Origin of the sequence: Niastella vici (genome assembly GCF_002077945.1) — a bacterium.
In the GTDB taxonomy this organism is placed as follows: domain Bacteria; phylum Bacteroidota; class Bacteroidia; order Chitinophagales; family Chitinophagaceae; genus Niastella; species Niastella vici.
The window spans coordinates 259151-275180 of the sequence record NZ_LVYD01000058.1; the positions used below are offsets into that span (position 1 = coordinate 259151).

The 16030-nt window shown below is 38.4% G+C and carries 11 protein-coding genes; all 11 read left to right on the forward strand.

Features of this window, described 5'->3' with window-relative positions; translation table 11 throughout:
- Positions 1-204 precede the first annotated feature (204 nt).
- Positions 205-855 carry a hypothetical protein gene (locus A3860_RS40645; protein WP_143774253.1) on the forward strand — a complete coding sequence of 217 codons (651 nt, stop codon included), beginning with the start codon at positions 205-207 and terminating at the stop codon, positions 853-855.
- A gap of 15 nt (positions 856-870) precedes the next feature.
- Positions 871-1983: a signal peptidase I gene (lepB, locus tag A3860_RS25235; protein WP_081151277.1), complete on the forward strand. Its 1113-nt coding sequence runs from the start codon at positions 871-873 to the stop codon at positions 1981-1983.
- A 5-nt stretch (positions 1984-1988) separates the two neighbouring features.
- A complete protein-coding gene (locus A3860_RS25240; RefSeq protein WP_081151280.1) occupies positions 1989-3359 on the forward strand; it encodes a hypothetical protein in 1371 nt (456 codons plus the stop codon).
- A 16-nt stretch (positions 3360-3375) separates the two neighbouring features.
- Positions 3376-4785, forward strand: coding sequence for a hypothetical protein (locus A3860_RS25245; protein ID WP_081151283.1), 1410 nt, complete (start codon positions 3376-3378; stop codon positions 4783-4785).
- 24 nt (positions 4786-4809) lie between these two features.
- On the forward strand, positions 4810-5970 hold the full coding sequence (locus A3860_RS25250; protein WP_081151285.1) for a glycosyltransferase family 2 protein: 1161 nt from the start codon (positions 4810-4812) through the stop codon (positions 5968-5970).
- A gap of 48 nt (positions 5971-6018) precedes the next feature.
- Complete coding sequence (locus A3860_RS25255; RefSeq protein ID WP_081151288.1) at positions 6019-6459, forward strand: hypothetical protein; 441 nt, start codon at positions 6019-6021, stop codon at positions 6457-6459.
- A gap of 131 nt (positions 6460-6590) precedes the next feature.
- The gene (locus A3860_RS25260) at positions 6591-7883 is read left to right on the forward strand and encodes a 6-bladed beta-propeller (RefSeq protein ID WP_081151291.1); all 1293 of its coding nucleotides are present in this window, start codon (positions 6591-6593) and stop codon (positions 7881-7883) included.
- Entirely contained in the window at positions 7880-8500 is a 621-nt protein-coding gene (locus A3860_RS25265; protein WP_081151293.1) for a hypothetical protein, read from the forward strand. Before A3860_RS25260 ends, A3860_RS25265 begins: the two co-directional genes overlap by 4 nt.
- Positions 8501-8534: 34 nt before the next feature.
- Entirely contained in the window at positions 8535-9608 is a 1074-nt protein-coding gene (locus tag A3860_RS25270; protein WP_081151296.1) for an efflux RND transporter periplasmic adaptor subunit, read from the forward strand.
- A 3-nt stretch (positions 9609-9611) separates the two neighbouring features.
- A complete protein-coding gene (locus A3860_RS25275; RefSeq protein ID WP_143774254.1) occupies positions 9612-12785 on the forward strand; it encodes an efflux RND transporter permease subunit in 3174 nt (1057 codons plus the stop codon).
- Between the two features lie 3 nt (positions 12786-12788).
- Entirely contained in the window at positions 12789-15863 is a 3075-nt protein-coding gene (locus tag A3860_RS25280; RefSeq protein WP_081151302.1) for an efflux RND transporter permease subunit, read from the forward strand.
- Positions 15864-16030: the final 167 nt, after the last annotated feature.

Here is a 16030-nt window from a genome sequence, read left to right on the forward strand (position 1 = left end):
ATAATGTTGAACTTATTCATTCTTTACCTTGTTTTATTAAAGCCTGGTTGTATTTATTTATATGGGGTGCTGGGCATGATCTGGATATTGAAGCTGTTTTATGAAAAGGGCAGAACACACTTCAAATATGAGATCGCGGGTTTCATTGTAAGTATCTTATTGGTGTTTGGTTACTGCCTGTTGAACAAAAAGCAAAATGGCATTTTGGGATTATCTACAGTTAACCACGATAATAATTTTGCGAATATAATTTTAAGCAACGCATACAAAAATATTTCCGATAAAAGATTTGTTGCTGCAATTGATAGTGCTAAAGGCAAGGGGCATTATTACAGTGTATATTATTTAAACAACGATTTCTACCGGTACCAGAAGTGTTACAAAAGTTTTCCTGCATTTTACCCATTTACAGAAGATATGACCGGGGTTTCTAAAGTGCCGCCAAATAATTATGGGTATACAAGAGCGCAATTAGATGCATATATAAAGGAGGCAATGCTGTCCAAAACATATTGGCAATACATTGTCAGCGAATTTGAAACGTTTACTCACTTCAGGCTGCTATTTATTAGCGGGTATATGCTTTATCTGCTTTTTCTGATTGAGTTGGTATTAATACTTCAGTTGGTAATACGCCGGAAAAAAATATCATGGATACATCTTTTTTGCTTTCTCGTGCTGGCTGGCATAATAGGCACAACTTTAATCGGGGGTATTGATGATGGTACCAGAAGCAGGGTGTTAATGCCTGTAGCCCCATTCCTGATTATTTTCATAATTGGATTTATTGATAGGTTACAGATCACAATTTTTAATAAGAATGGATTTAGGAAAATGCTGAATTATTACTCATAAACCTTTTTTCCACCGTTGAAAAAGTTACTATTGATACTCCAAAATGTTATAGGAAAGGTTTGGACCTCTCTAATTGGCTTGCCCTGGAGAAGATATCTCAGATATGTTGCCAGGAAAGCCGTATACCTGCTTTTGATTTTTATTTTGATTGTGGTTTTGCGTGTTTTCGTATTCGAGTTCTATAGCGTTGATTCGAATAGCATGGAAGGTACCTTACTTAATGGGGACCTTATAATGGTTAACAAGATTTGTTATGGAGCAAGATTACCACGTAAACCAAACGAAATGCCTTTTGTGGAAGCTGCTGCTTACTTACTTGGCTTTCAATCATGGGCACAGGACGAGAGTTGGAGTTATCGCCGGATGCCGGGAACGGGTGGCGTAAAGCGTAATGATATCATCGTTTTCATGCATCCGGAAAATGAAAAATATATTGTTAAACGCTGCATCGGTTTACCCGGAGATACGCTTCAGATCAGCCATAACTGCAGGTATATAAATGGCATAATTCAACCAGAGTCTCAGGAGGCAAAATTCTCCTACAATGTTAAATCAAAAGCAGAAAATCTTCCAGTCGATTCATTAAAAGAATATGGAATTACCAACAAGGATTTTCTATGGAGGTACAAAAGCTATTTCCATATGTCAATGACGGATAGTGCCGCGGTTTCTTTAAAAAACTGTAGCCTCATTGATACTGTTGCTATTGATGATATGCCGGTAGGTACAAATGGGCCGGCTTTGTTTCCGCCGCATTATGATGTAAAATTTACGAGGGAGAACTATGGGCCGGTTATTATACCTGCAAAAAACAAAACCATCCTGCTTAATACCAGCAATGTGGCTTTTTATATTGATGTTATTACTAAGTATGAAAGCAACTTGTTGAACATTTCAGGTAATAAGATCTATATAAATGATAAAGAAACTGATCGATATACATTTAAGATGAATTATTATTTCATGGCAGGAGATAACCGCTACCATTCTATAGATTCCCGGTATTGGGGATTTGTGCCTGAGAACCTGCTTATTGGTAAAGTGTCGTTTATGTTTTTTTCATTAGACCCTGAACAAAGCGGCTTCAAAAAATTTCGTATGAACAGGATGTTTAAAAGTATAAATTAAGAGAAATGAATAGAAATATTTTATTGGTGATCATCGGAGCCGTTATACTTTGTTTCGTAGCGTTGGATAATAAATTTCCAGTACTAACGCAGGATACAGGAAGTTATATAAACTCGGGTTTTACCAGGGATGTTCCCTTCGACAGACCGGTTTTGTATGGCTTGTTTATTAGTCATGCCAGTTGGGGGAGTTCTTTGTGGCTGGTTGTTTTCAGCCAGGCACTTATTCTTTCCATTGTATTATTCTATTATTTCCGTTATTTCTCTGCAAACATTTATTTCAATTTTTTTTATCTGGCCTGTTTGTTCTTTATAACTTTTTGCATGACCGGCTCATTAGCTGCAAGCAAGATCGCACCCGGTGTGTTTGGTGGTATTACTTTATTAGGTACGGGACTCATGTTATTTGCGAAAGACCTTACGCAACGCGATTACTGGATTATCCTGTCCATAACGGTCATCAGCGCCGGAATGGATGTAGCTTATCTGATAACACTGGTATTGCTTGTGATAATTTATGGAGTTGCAGCATTAATTAAAGGAAAAGGTCAGGTTCCGCATGTAATCAGTGTAAATAGAAAAAGAGTATTACATACAGGAGTAATGGCGGTTGTTGCCTGGCTGTTGATCTCAATGATACATTTCCTGCTCGGGGCAGGTTTTGGCATCACCCGTGATAAGCATATTTCCGTTTTTCCCCGCTTAATTAATACTGGTTTGGCGAAAGAATACCTTGATCAACATTGTGAAAAAGGGCAGCCTGGTATTTGCGCTTATAAAGACAGTTTAAATAAGCTGATTACGGTGAACAGCAGACTTGTTAACGCAGCTTTAACCGATGCACAGATCAAAGCATTCAGGGAAATAGTTCCTGAGATCATTTCACAAAACGGATTTGCGCGTAAAATAGTGAAAAGATCAGTCATCGATTTTTTCTTACAGATACCTAAGATCAGAACTGCTAAATATACACAGCTCCATGAGCGTTCGGTAACATATACATCTATTTATAAATGGTATAACAGTTCAGTGAGAGAGACCTATCTCTCGCGGCAAATGGCCAGATGGTTGGATTTCTGGTACCTGAATTACTCTCAGATAATTTCTGTTATATGTTGTTTAGGAGTTTTTATACTGGTTTTCTTTAATAAAGTAGCATCGCGGCAACAGCCTTTATTTATGTATGTATTTATTGCATACATGGTGTATGCTTTCGCAGGTGCGCTTTTATATGGAAGCAGAAACGATTTTCAAAGCGATATCGTTTGGGTATTGTGTGTTCCGGTTTTTATTTATCTGTCTGAAGCCGGGTTTAAGAATAGTGCTCAAAAGTCCGGCAAGGGTTTAACTTCTCCACAGGAAAGTCTTTTAATTTAAAAATTGATAGCCGAAAATGAATAAACAAATAACACCTACATACAAAAACATATTAGCTATCATTACAGCTACTGTGGTATTATGTTTCATGGCATTCCATAATAGATATCCGCTTATTTTCAACTGCGATTCGGCTATGTACATAGAAGCTGCCAATATGGGAATGGTAAGGGCAGACCGCCCTATATTATATGGTCTTTTCGTTATGTTTATGAGTCTCCATAAATCGTTGTGGCTTGTGGTGGTTGTACAGGCTATGATAGTTGCTTTTGTTGTTAATTGTTATTTCCGGTACTTTACTTCCGCGGCGAACTATATTCCTTATTATCTGAGCTTTATTGTATTGATTTCCTTTTTTATGGGCGGCTCATTTGTAACAAGCTGGTTAATGCCCGATGTTTTTACGCCTCTCTCAATTTTATGCATAGGCCTGTTATTATTCATCGAAAAATTAAAGCTCGCGGAGTTAATTGTTATATCAATACTCACTGTTGTAAGCATTGCTATGCATAATTCGCATTTCTTCATCTGCTTAAGCTTTACATTATTGTTACTGGCAGGCTTTGCTTTCAGGCAAATAAGATATAAATATCAGGCAGCCGGCATTCAAATAAAACGGCTGCTATTCACCATTGTTCTTGTTGTTGTGAGCAATGTTTTTTTATCGGCTGTTCATTACAAATACAGTGGCGAATTTAAAGCCTCCCGGGGCGGCCCTATTTTTCTGATGGGCAGTTTTATAGAAATGGGTGTTGTTGATACCTACCTGGCTGAGAACTGTGGGCGAAAAAATTATAAGTTATGTCAATACAGAAAAGCTTTGCCTAATAATTTTATGTGGGCAAGTAAAAGCCCCATTCATAAAACAGGAGGATGGGAGGGAAATGAATTAGAGTACTCAGCTATTATTAAGGATATACTCACCACTCCGGCGTATTTGAAAACGGTGGTTTATAATTCCATTATACTAACAAGTAAACAGTTCTTTCATTTTGAAACAGGGGAAGCCGGTGTGCCGCTTGAAACAGTAGTTAATGTTATACAAGACTATTATCCCAATGAAGCTTTAAGGTTTATGAATGCACGGCAAAGCAATGGCACACTTCATTTTGAATTTATAAATCATACTCAAACTCTGATTGTTGGGATTTGTCTTTTTCTTTTTTTATTGGTTTTCATATACGGAAAGTTAACTGTAAGGTTCCGGTTATTGATCATTTTTATATTAACAGCGTTGCTTCTTAATGCCTGGTTCTGTGGTACTTTTTCAGGTGTGTATCCCAGGTACCAGGACCGCCTCGTGTGGCTGCTCCCTTTACCGCTTTTTCTCTATGCGATGGAGCTGGCTGTAACCGATAATCTTTTTTATTCGATTAAGAAGAAATTGAATTTGTTATATGTCGAAAAGAGAGGAATAACAGATTAAAAATAAATTAAGACGATAATTGTCATGGAATTTACAATCTTAATGCCTTGCCTGAATGAGGCGGAAACTTTAAAGTCCTGCATACAGAAAGCTAAGAATGGTATAGCGCATAACAATCTGGTAGCGGAGATCCTTGTAGCCGACAATGGAAGTACCGATGGTTCTATTGATATGGCACTACATTTGGGAGCCCGCGTTATACATGTTGATGACAAAGGTTATGGAAATGCATTGAGGGCAGGGATTGAACATGCAAAAGGTAAATACATCATTATGGGTGATTCTGATGATAGTTATGATTTTGAAGATATCTCTTTATTCGTAGCCAAATTAAGGGAAGGTAACGACCTTGTTATGGGAAATAGGTTTAAGGGTGGAATAATGAAAGGCGCAATGCCTTTTTTGCACAGATATCTTGGAAACCCCGTATTGTCATTTATCGGAAGACTATTTTTCAAGATAAAGATTGGTGACTTCCATTGCGGACTGCGGGGGTTTAACCGAAATGCCATATTGGATATCGGATTAAATTCAACAGGGATGGAATTTGCATCGGAAATGGTGGTAAGATCTTCATTAAATAATTTGAAAATTTCAGAGGTGCCGACGACGTTACAACCCGACGGCAGATCTAGACCACCGCATTTGCGAACATGGCGGGATGGCTGGCGTCATCTGCGATTCCTTTTAATGTATAGTCCTAAATGGTTGTTCTTATATCCCGGAGCAATACTCACCATTACAGGACTTATAATAACAGCTATCCTTTTTGGGGGACCTGTGCAAATTAAGTCGGTAACATTCGACATTCACACAATGCTCTATTCGTCTATTATGATAATAATAGGCTTTCAGGTGCTTACATTTTATTTCCTTTCGAAGATTTATGCCATTAAGGCCGGACTGGATAATAATAAAAAGTGGTTAGGCAGCTTTGATAAATTTTTCTCTTTGGAAAGAGCATTAATATCGGGAGGGCTGGTTTTTATGGCAGGTTTGTTTCTCACCATTTACAGTATCGGGGTATGGAATAGCAAATCATTCGGGAATTTAGATCCGGTACAAACCTTCCGGTTCGTAATACCATCATCTACCTTCCTGGTATTGGGAATACAAATGGTTTTTAACAGTTTTTTTACCAGCATTCTGAACATGCAGGCGCGTGGAACTATAAAGTATAGTTGATTTTTTAATAGACAACTCTTTTTTTTCATTCACTTAAATCAAAATTCCATGCAAAGAAAAATGGTGTTTAAAGTAGCGGCGGCCCTACTTGTGGCTGGCCTTATGTTTCTTAATGTTGTCGTTGTTTCGAAGGACAAGGCAACTGCTCACCTGGAGGTGAGTTCTATTTACAAGGTGCTGGCAGAAGGTGAATCGGCCGGATCTGCCGACGGTGGCACAAGCGCTGCTGGAATGTTTCAATACGGCACTGACAACGATATTACTGACTGTCCCATCGAAACTATAACAGGTGTGAGATGGGAGGGGGTATCCGGAAGTGTGCAGGTGGGTACCGTTATTAAGGGGGCAACTGTTCAGCTGAATGCCAGTGGTGAAAAGGGTTACTATGAAAGTTACACTAAAACGACAGATGGTAAAGGGACGCAGAGAACGTGTCACACTGTCCCTATTCTTTGGTATTGTACTCCAAGTAGAACATGTTACCATTAATTAGATGGCTTTTATCTGTAAAAAGTAGCATGCGTTTAATCTGAAACAAATGTGAAAAAACTCCGGAACAGGTGTTTGAACCTGGTTCCGGAGTTATATTGATAATAATATTATTTAATTATTCTTAAGAAATGCAATTGAAAGTATTTAGAGAAAGCTGTAAAGCCATATTGTTAGGTGTATCTTTACTATCAGTAGCTTGTGGCAACAAGGAGCAAGGAGAAGCAAGAGCGAAACGTTTTTTTAAAGGATATGAAGATGTTGCAGGCAGATCGACCAATGTACCCTCTGTTTTAATAGAAAACAACGGCGCCCCCACAATAAAAATAGATAAGAAGAGTATTGCTGAATTATTTCTAATGCAGGATATTGTTGACTCTATCCGGTATGTTAAGCTGGAAACGAATAACTATAACCTGATTGGAAGGATAGATGAACTGTATTTTGACGATGGGCTTATTTTTGTTGTAGACAAGGAGATTGCATCTTCTGTATTCATTTTTGACAAAGAAGGGAAAATTATTTCTAAAATACACAATGTCGGTAAAGGGCCGGGAGAATATTTGGGTGTCAATAATGTGGCCATTGATCGCCGTCATAAAAGAATATTGTTATATGATATGTATTCAAGAAAGATCAATTATTATGACTATAAAGGGAGGTTCCTGAAAGAAGAAAGAACAATGATCTATTTTTCAGATATTAAGATTCACCCGAAAACCGGCGAGTATGTTTTTGCAACATACGGCATCCCGAATCTACATATTCCATCATTAGCATACAATTATTTAATTGTAGGTGACTCAACAAAAAAGTTTAACCATAAAGGCATCCCCTTTACACCAGAATTGTCTGTTTTGTCGCTATGGGGTAATTTCGGTTTAAATGATAATAATAACTTAATTGGTTATACGCCACGATTTTCGGATAGCATACTTGCTTTTAATGTCGCGGCTGACAAGTTGTTAGTTAAGTATATATTCGACTGTGGCGCCAACGGGCTGAAATATGAGAATAAATATACTATGGATACCAAAGAATTGTATACCTATTTAAATAAGAAAGAATTACTTTATTTCAACGGAAAATATATAGAGACAAACAAATACTTATATTTTACTCTTGTAACGGAAAATAAGATTGTGCATGGGTTGTATGAAAAAGGCACGCAGCAATTAGTTGTAACATCTGGGGTAGGAAATGACAATTATACGGTACCGGTTTTTGCAATGCCGGTAACAAATTTTGATGATTGGTTCGTTGGTGTTGTGCCTGTTTCGCGTTTTATTTGGAACAAAAATAATTTTAACGCCAGAATGAAGGATGATCCGGGGTTTGCCAAACTGATCAATACTACTCAGGAAAACGACAATCCGGTATTGGCATTTTATAAATTTAAAAGTCTTAAAGATCTAGGCAAATGAAAATTGTTGCAATTGTTTTGATAATTATATTATCGATCGTAAACGTTCTTCTTTTAGGGCATATTCATGCGTATAAGAAAGAGGTATCGCTTGATGAGAAATATTTAAGGGATGATAAAAATATACTTGAAAACAGGGTCATATTCCAGGTTAAAAGCAGTAATGACCGGGTAGCCACAACTGCCATGTTGAAAGACGAGAACAGGAACACCCATGCGTTGTCTGATATTATTAATAATAAGGATAAGTTTGTACTAAGGTTTACTGAAAACAATTGTCATAGTTGTGTTGAGTCAATGTTTCGGCAATTGAGCGAACCTGCTATAGGATTAAAAAAAGAAGATGTAATTATCCTGGTTAGCTATTCAAATATGAATAGCCTTAAACATCTGCTTGAAAAGTACCGATTTGATGGGCATATCTATAATATTGATGAAAAAGAGATGGCTGATAATTTTGCTGAAAAGCTGAATGTACCGTATTTTTTTGTCATAAAGGCGGATGGTACAGAAAGGATGGCTTTTTTCCCTGAGGGTCCCATATTATATGATCTGACGGAGGAATATTTGAAGATTGTTTCTGAAACGCTGCATAAACAAGCGGCAGGTAGTCAATAGCAGGCGAAAACTGTTTTAATTTAATTCTTTACTTATGAAGGGGCTAATAGTGCTTATTTTCTTACTCTCTGCAGTTGCTCTTCAATCGTGCGAAAGCAGGAGTAATGAGCCTGCAGATCCAGACAATGCAGCGAAGAATATATTTAAAAAAGAGGCTGCGGTTGTAACTGTAGCCAAAGCCAGGCTCGGGAATTTTGATCTCGAAATAAATTGTAACGGAAATGTATATGCAATAAACAATGCTGAGATAAAATTTCCTTTTTCTGAAAAAATAAGTGCAGTACTGGTTAAGAACGGAGAAGTAGTGAAAAAGGGGCAAGTGCTGGCCAGCCTGGATGAGACTGAGCTGGCTAAAAGACTGGCAAGAAGCAGAGAAGCTTTTGGTAAAGCGCTGATAGATCTGGATGACCGTTTGATAGATTATGGATACCGTTTGAAAGATTCAGTCAGTATACCTACAGACATTATGCGAATGGCAAGGATAAAAAGTGGTTATAACAGTGCTCAATACGATTATGCCGATGCAGAAACGGCATTAAATAAAACCAGGATTTTAGCGCCGTTTTCAGGTAAAATAGCCAATTTGGAAGCCCGTGAATTTAATACCTCAGAGAATTTTCGCAGGCTTTGCACCCTTATTGATGATAGCAAAATGCGGGTTGAGTTTAATGTGCTTGAAAGCGAATACCGGTTTCTTTCCAAAGGTTCGCCTATAGAAATAGTGCCTTACGGTGATGGCGCATCGATAAGAGGAGTGGTGAACCAGATCAACCCTTTGGTGGATGCGAACGGAATGATTAAAATTATCGGAATGATTGACAACCAAGCAGGACATTTGCTGGATGGAATGAGTGTGAAAGTAGTTGTCAGAAAATCGGTGCCCGGTAAATTATTCATTCCAAAAGACGCTGTTCTGCAACGTCAGGATAGGGAAGTGGTATTTACTTATAATAATGGACGGGCAAAATGGAATTATGTGCAAACAGATCTGCAGAATAGTAAGTATGTGAGCATTAAGGATGGCTTGCGGGAGGGTGAGCAGGTCATCACCAGCAATAATATAAATCTTGCACACGATTTGGAAGTAAAAATTGACAAAAATAATTAGTTGTTGAATCATTCTAGTAAGCGTATAAAACTTCCTTTACCGCCTTTTACTATTATTACCTTGTTTGCGGCGTTAATGATCGCAGGGGTGGCTTTTGTGCCTTTGTTGTCTTTTCAATTGGAACCTTCGCCCGACGTTAATAATATTACGGTAAGCTTTAGCTGGCAAGGAGCATCCGCCGAATTGCTTGAGCAGGAAGTGACTTCGAAGATTGAAGGTGTTTTGTCTACGGTGAAAGGAGTAAAAAATATCCGGTCTGTTTCTTCCAATGGCTATGGATTTGTGCAAACAGCTTTAGATGAAGGCGTAAATATTAACCAGGTAAGATTTGAGATCGCGATGTTAATGAGGCAGGTTTACGCTGGTTTCCCGGGTGGTGTTTCTTATCCTATGGTTTCTGCGAATCAGCCATCGCGAAACGGTACTAAGTCTATCCTCTCTTATGTTATTAATGGCCCGGGAAGCGCTTCTGCAATACAGCAACTGGCAGAAAAGAGTATCAAACCGAAATTAGTACAGATAAAAGGTGTATACGAAATTAATATTTATGGAGCGCCGCCTTTAGGGTGGGAACTTAGTTATGATCCGCATGAACTCGAACGCTGCCATGTTTCTATAAACGATATCCGGTCATGTATCGGCAATTATTTCAGAGAGTATGAACTGGGAAAGGCTTACGATGTACCGCTTACCCGGCCAAGCCGTTCCTCATACAGCTATCTTACTCTAAAAACCAACGGAAGCAGGCAAATTGACCTGGCTAAAATACCGGTTAAGAAGATCGGCAACAGAAATATTTATTTAAGCGATCTTGTTAAAATGAGTTATAAAGAGCAGGACGCTTATTCGTATTATCGCATTAATGGATTTAATACGGTGAATATAGAGATCGTTGCAGATAAGAACACCAATTACCTGACCCTCTCCAAAACAATTAAGGAACAAATACAAAATATTCAGCAGCACCTTCCCCCGCAGCATGCTATAATGCTGGCATATGATGCAACCGATTACCTGCAAAAAGAGCTGAACAAGATCACATGGCGTACTGTAGCCACGCTTATAATATTGCTTCTATTTGTTTTGTTGGTGAGCAAACAGATAAGGTATTTACTGCTCATCACCATATCATTAATAAGTAACCTGCTGCTGTCGTGTATTCTGTATTATTTTTTTAAACTGAAGCTCCACCTGTTCTCACTGGCCGGTATCACCGTTTCAATGGGTATGATCATTGATAACAGTATTGTGGTGATTGAGCATATTCGCTACAGAAAAAACATGCGGGTGTTACTTGCAGTTGCAGGCGCTACCTTGTGTACTATTGGTGCTGTATGTATTGTTTTCTTTTTAGATAAGGAGCAGCAGATGAAACTGATCGACTTTGCCTGCATAATGATCATTAATCTGGGTGTTTCATTATTGATAGCATTGCTTTTTATCCCCGCATTAATGAACTGGTTGCCATTGAAGGTGCATGCATTATCAAAACAGATCAGGCGCAAGAAAAGGGTTGTTCACTGGAACAGATTTTATTTACGTCTGATCACTTTTTGCAGCCGTTTCAGGATACTGCTGGTCCCCGTTATTATTTTGTTATTTGGTATCCCGGTTTTTATGCTTCCGGAGAAAATTGAAAGTGATAGCCGGTGGGCCAATACATATAATGCTACCATTGGAAGTGAATTTTATAATAAGTCTTTGAGATCATGGGTAGATAAGGGGCTTGGCGGAACGCTGCGTTTATTTTTAACAGATGCAGAGCAGTTCTCTTATGACGATATACCCCTGGAAAGAACATGCTTAAAAGTTACTATTCATATGCCTAAAGGCGCCAACCTTGAGCAAATGAACGACCTGGTGGTTGAGTGGGAAAGTTATCTGAGCGGTTTCAACGAAGTGGCGCAATACCAAAGCAGGGTATACAACGGACAGTATGCGGATATAGAGATCCTTTTTAAAAAGCAATTTGAAGAGAGCAGTTTCCCAATTACGCTTAAAAATCAATTGGAAACCAAAGCTGCCTTTACAGGGCTGGCTGAGTTTAATATCACCGGAGTAGGAATTGGGTTTAACAATGAATTACATACAGAAACAACTAACTATGGATTAGAACTTAATGGATACAATTATGACCGGCTTCGTGAATTGGCCGAGCAGGTTAAAACCCTGTTAAAGGCGAATCCAAGGGTAGAAAAGATAAGTATTACAAGCACAGAAGATCAGAAAGGAGAAAGAAGCAACTATGAATATGTTTTTCGCGTTCATAGTCAGGATAAATTGCTGTTGCATTATCTATCCCCCCATATGATCAGTAATGCGCTTACAACGCTTTCCGGAGAAAAAAGAAGAATAAGCGATGTATTGTACCATGGAAATTATGTGCCCGTTATTTTATCCCCTGTTAATAAAACGGCAGATATATGGGAAGTTATGAATGGCGCTGTGCGTTCAGATTCCGGTACGTATGTTCGTTTAAAGGAATTTGCCGATATGGAAAAAGAAAAAGAGGGGGATCAGATACTGCGGGAAAACAAGCAGTATCAACTGGTGGTCAATTATAATTTCATTGGGGACCTTAATTTGGGTGAAATAGTGTCAGAACGCATAATCAAACAGGTAAGTGCCGACCTGCCTTTGGGCTATAGTCTTAAAGAAACCAAACATAATTTCTGGAGGGGGGCAAAGAAAAAACTTACGTGGGCCATATTGCTCACTATAGGTATTGTATTTGTTATTTGCTCAGTGTTGTTGAACGATTGTAAGCAGCCGCTCGCCATTATAGCAATGATACCCATATCGTTTATTGGCGTTTTCTTAAGTGCTTATTTTTTCAGGTATAAGTTTGATGAAGGAGGGTATGCAGGAATGATCATGTTATGCGGTGTTGTTGTAAACGCTGCCTTATTTATATTGAATGATTATAATAATTTACTCAGGGATTATCCGGCCGTACCACGCAGGCGATTGTACATTAAGGCTTATAATTCGAAGATCGTACCGGTTATGCTGAGTATTACATCTATGACGCTTGGACTGACACCATTCATTGTATATTCAAAAGATGAAACGTTCTGGTATCCTTTGGCAATGACTGTAACAGGCGGGCTGCTTTTTTCTGTTATAGCTATTCTGATATTTCTTCCATTGTTTTTAAAGAGAACGTGTAAAAAATAGGGTATGGTTAAATTCCTGATTCATAGGCCGGTGGCTGTTATTATGGTGTTTGTTGCATTGATACTGTTGGGTATTATTGCAGTTGAACGTATCCCTGTTTCGTCTTTGCCCGATATTGACATACCGGAAATCACCGTGCATGTAGATAAAAAAAATACATCATCCAAAGAACTGGAAAGTACAATAGTGCGAACCCTGCGTGCGCAACTATTGCAGGTACCCGACCTTAGTGATATACATAGTGAAACAAGGGACGGTTATTCAAACATTCGTCTGCGTTTTAATTATGGGGCGGATATCAATTACGCTTTTATAGAGGTCAACGAGAAAATTGATCTCTCCATGAATAGTTTTCCCAGGGATATGGAAAGGCCCAGGGTGATCAAAGCCAGTGCTACAGACATTCCGGCGTTTTATATCAACATGAGCTTAAGGGATACAGTAGGGTCGGCCGATAACATGTCGCGTTTTATTGAGTTAAGCGAGTTTGCACGCGAGGTGATCAAACGGAGGCTCGAACAATTACCCGAAATATCTTTTGTAGATATCACCGGTGTTGTGTATCCGGAAATTTATATTATACCTGATATGGCAGCCATGTCGGCCCTTAATTTAAAGGAAGAAGACTTTAGGCGCATCATTGAAACTAATAACCTGCTTTATGGTAATGTGTCGGCTATGGACGGCGCATTGAAGTATAATATCCGTTTTGCCTCAGTAAAACCCATTTCTGTTGATGACATCAGGAATATCAGGTTCAAATATTATGACAGAATATTTAAGTTAGGCGATATTGCCACCATTGGCCAGCGCCGGCAGGATCTGAAAGGTTGCTTTATCGCGAATAGTCAACCAGCTATAAACCTGGCTATTATTAAACAGCCTGCCGCTAAAATGAGCGACCTACGCAACCAGATAAAGGGAACACTGGAACAGTTTACGCGGGATTATCCGAATATAAGGTTTGAACAAACACAGGACCAAACAGAATTATTAGAATATTCAATCGGTAACCTGAAACAGGATCTTTTGATTGGCAGCGCATTAGCCTTTGTGTTAATGTTTTTCTTTCTGAAGAATATCAGGTCTCCTTTGTTAATAGGAATTGCCATTCCGGTATGCCTGATATTAAGTATCCTGTTTTTCAGTTTGATCCATCTCAGCATCAATATTATTTCACTTTCAGGCCTGGTGTTGGGCGTTGGATTAATGATCGATAATTCCATCATTGTTATTGATAATATTTCTCAGTGTCAGGAACGAGGCATGGAGCTTTCTTTGGCTTGTAGTAAGGGTACAACTGATTTAATAAGACCACTTCTTTCTTCTGCAATGACCACCTGCTCGGTTTTTGTGCCGTTGATTTTTCTGAGTGGTATTTCAGGGGCGCTATTTTACGATCAGGCAATGGCTATTACAATTGGTTTATGTGTATCTCTTATAGTTTCAGTAACACTATTACCTACGCTTTACCGGTTGTTCCATAACGGGAAAAGGAAATCAGGTTCAATTGAGCATGACTTTTTTGAAAAATATGGTATCGTTTTTTTTGAAAGGATGTATGAAGCCGGATTTCATTGGGTGTTCAGATACAAAGTAATTTCCTTAATTATTGTAATTATCCTGATTGCTGCCAATGCGGTTTTATTTGTCCGTTTAAAAAAAGAAAAACTTCCTGCCTTTGAGCAAACGGAGCTCGTTACGAATATTGATTGGAATCAGAACATTACCATTGAAGAGAATAAGAAAAGAATAGTTGAACTGGTTATAAGTATGGGTGATGAACTATCTCAATCAAATGGAATGATCGGGGAACAGCAATATTTGCTGGATAAAGAGAAGGAGTTATCATCTTCACAGGCACAACTTTATTTGAAAGCAAAAAATAGCAGGTCTGTTGAAAAGATCAAGAATAAAATAAAGCATTATCTCAATGAATATTTTCCTGAATCCAGCTTGAAGATCAACGTTCCTAAAACTATTTTTCAGAAGGTGTTTGGAGATGATGAACCAACTCTTGTTGTGAAAATTACGCAATCAGGAGATGAAATATTACCCTATAAGAAAGACGTAGATAACGTATCTCTGCTAATTAATAACACTTTTAACGGCGCTAATATCTCACCCGTTGCAATGCAGCGAACCACTGCGCTGAGTGTAGACCCTGATAAGCTTTTATTATATGATGTGTCGATGGATGCTATATATAATAAGTTGAAAAGTGGATTGAATGCCAGTGAGATCGGCAGCTTACAGACCGGACAAAAACGGGTGCCTATAGTAGTAAGTGACCAAAATAATTATTTAGATCATATTTTCAGAACAGGATCTGTAATAAACAGTAAAGGATCACCTGTTCCTTTATCAGCGCTTTTAGAGATGAGCCGGGAGGAAACCTATAAAACTATTGAAGGAGACAAAAATGGCAACTTTATTCCTTTGGCCATGGAGTCTGATAAGCCGGAACAGGTCATTGAATATCTTAATAAAAAGGTCAGGGGAAACGGTAATTTTGAGATCTCTTTTGCCGGCAGTTATTTCTCTAACAAACAACTTATTAAAGAAATGACTATTGTGCTGGGTGTGGCTATACTTTTATTGTATTTTATTCTTGCAGCGCAATTCGAATCGATGATCCAGCCTTTAATTGTATTGCTCGAGTTGCCGATAAGTATGTGGGGGGCTTTAATAATGCTGTATGTGTTTAATTCATCCATAAACTTGATCTCATTGATTGGGCTGGTGGTTATGTGTGGAATTATTATTAATGACTCTATTTTGAAAATTGATACGGTAAACCAATTAAGGTGGAAAGAAGGATATAAATTGATGGATGCTATACATACTGCAGGAGTAAGAAGGTTAAAATCAATTATTATGACTGCTATGACTACCATTCTCTCTGTAGCGCCGTTTTTATTTGGTTCCGATATGGGATCGGTACTCCAGCGACCTTTATCTCTGGCGCTTATCGGGGGGATGGTAATTGGTACTCCTGTGAGCCTTTATTTTATTCCTTTGCTTTACTGGTTCTATTATAGAAAATCAGAGAGCAAGCAGGAAGTAAAGGTGGCTTAAGTTGAATTATAACGTTGTTCGAGGGTTTATTATTCCCGCTTACAGATAGGAGAAAAATGGGAGAAATAATTTGCAAAAGAGGTGCCTGTCTTGTTAGTAAACTCCGGAGCTGTGATACTAGAGGAACCAGCTATACCATCGGTAGCATCAGAAACGCATAATCGCTT

Coding starts and splice junctions, on each gene's coding strand:
- A3860_RS25240 (WP_081151280.1), top strand. CDS start 1,989: ATGAATAGAAATATTTTATTGGTGATCATCGGAGCCGTTATACTTTGT.
- A3860_RS25245 (WP_081151283.1), top strand. CDS start 3,376: ATGAATAAACAAATAACACCTACATACAAAAACATATTAGCTATCATT.
- A3860_RS25250 (WP_081151285.1), top strand. CDS start 4,810: ATGGAATTTACAATCTTAATGCCTTGCCTGAATGAGGCGGAAACTTTA.
- A3860_RS25255 (WP_081151288.1), top strand. CDS start 6,019: ATGCAAAGAAAAATGGTGTTTAAAGTAGCGGCGGCCCTACTTGTGGCT.
- A3860_RS25260 (WP_081151291.1), top strand. CDS start 6,591: ATGCAATTGAAAGTATTTAGAGAAAGCTGTAAAGCCATATTGTTAGGT.
- A3860_RS25265 (WP_081151293.1), top strand. CDS start 7,880: ATGAAAATTGTTGCAATTGTTTTGATAATTATATTATCGATCGTAAAC.
- A3860_RS25270 (WP_081151296.1), top strand. CDS start 8,535: ATGAAGGGGCTAATAGTGCTTATTTTCTTACTCTCTGCAGTTGCTCTT.
- A3860_RS25280 (WP_081151302.1), top strand. CDS start 12,789: ATGGTTAAATTCCTGATTCATAGGCCGGTGGCTGTTATTATGGTGTTT.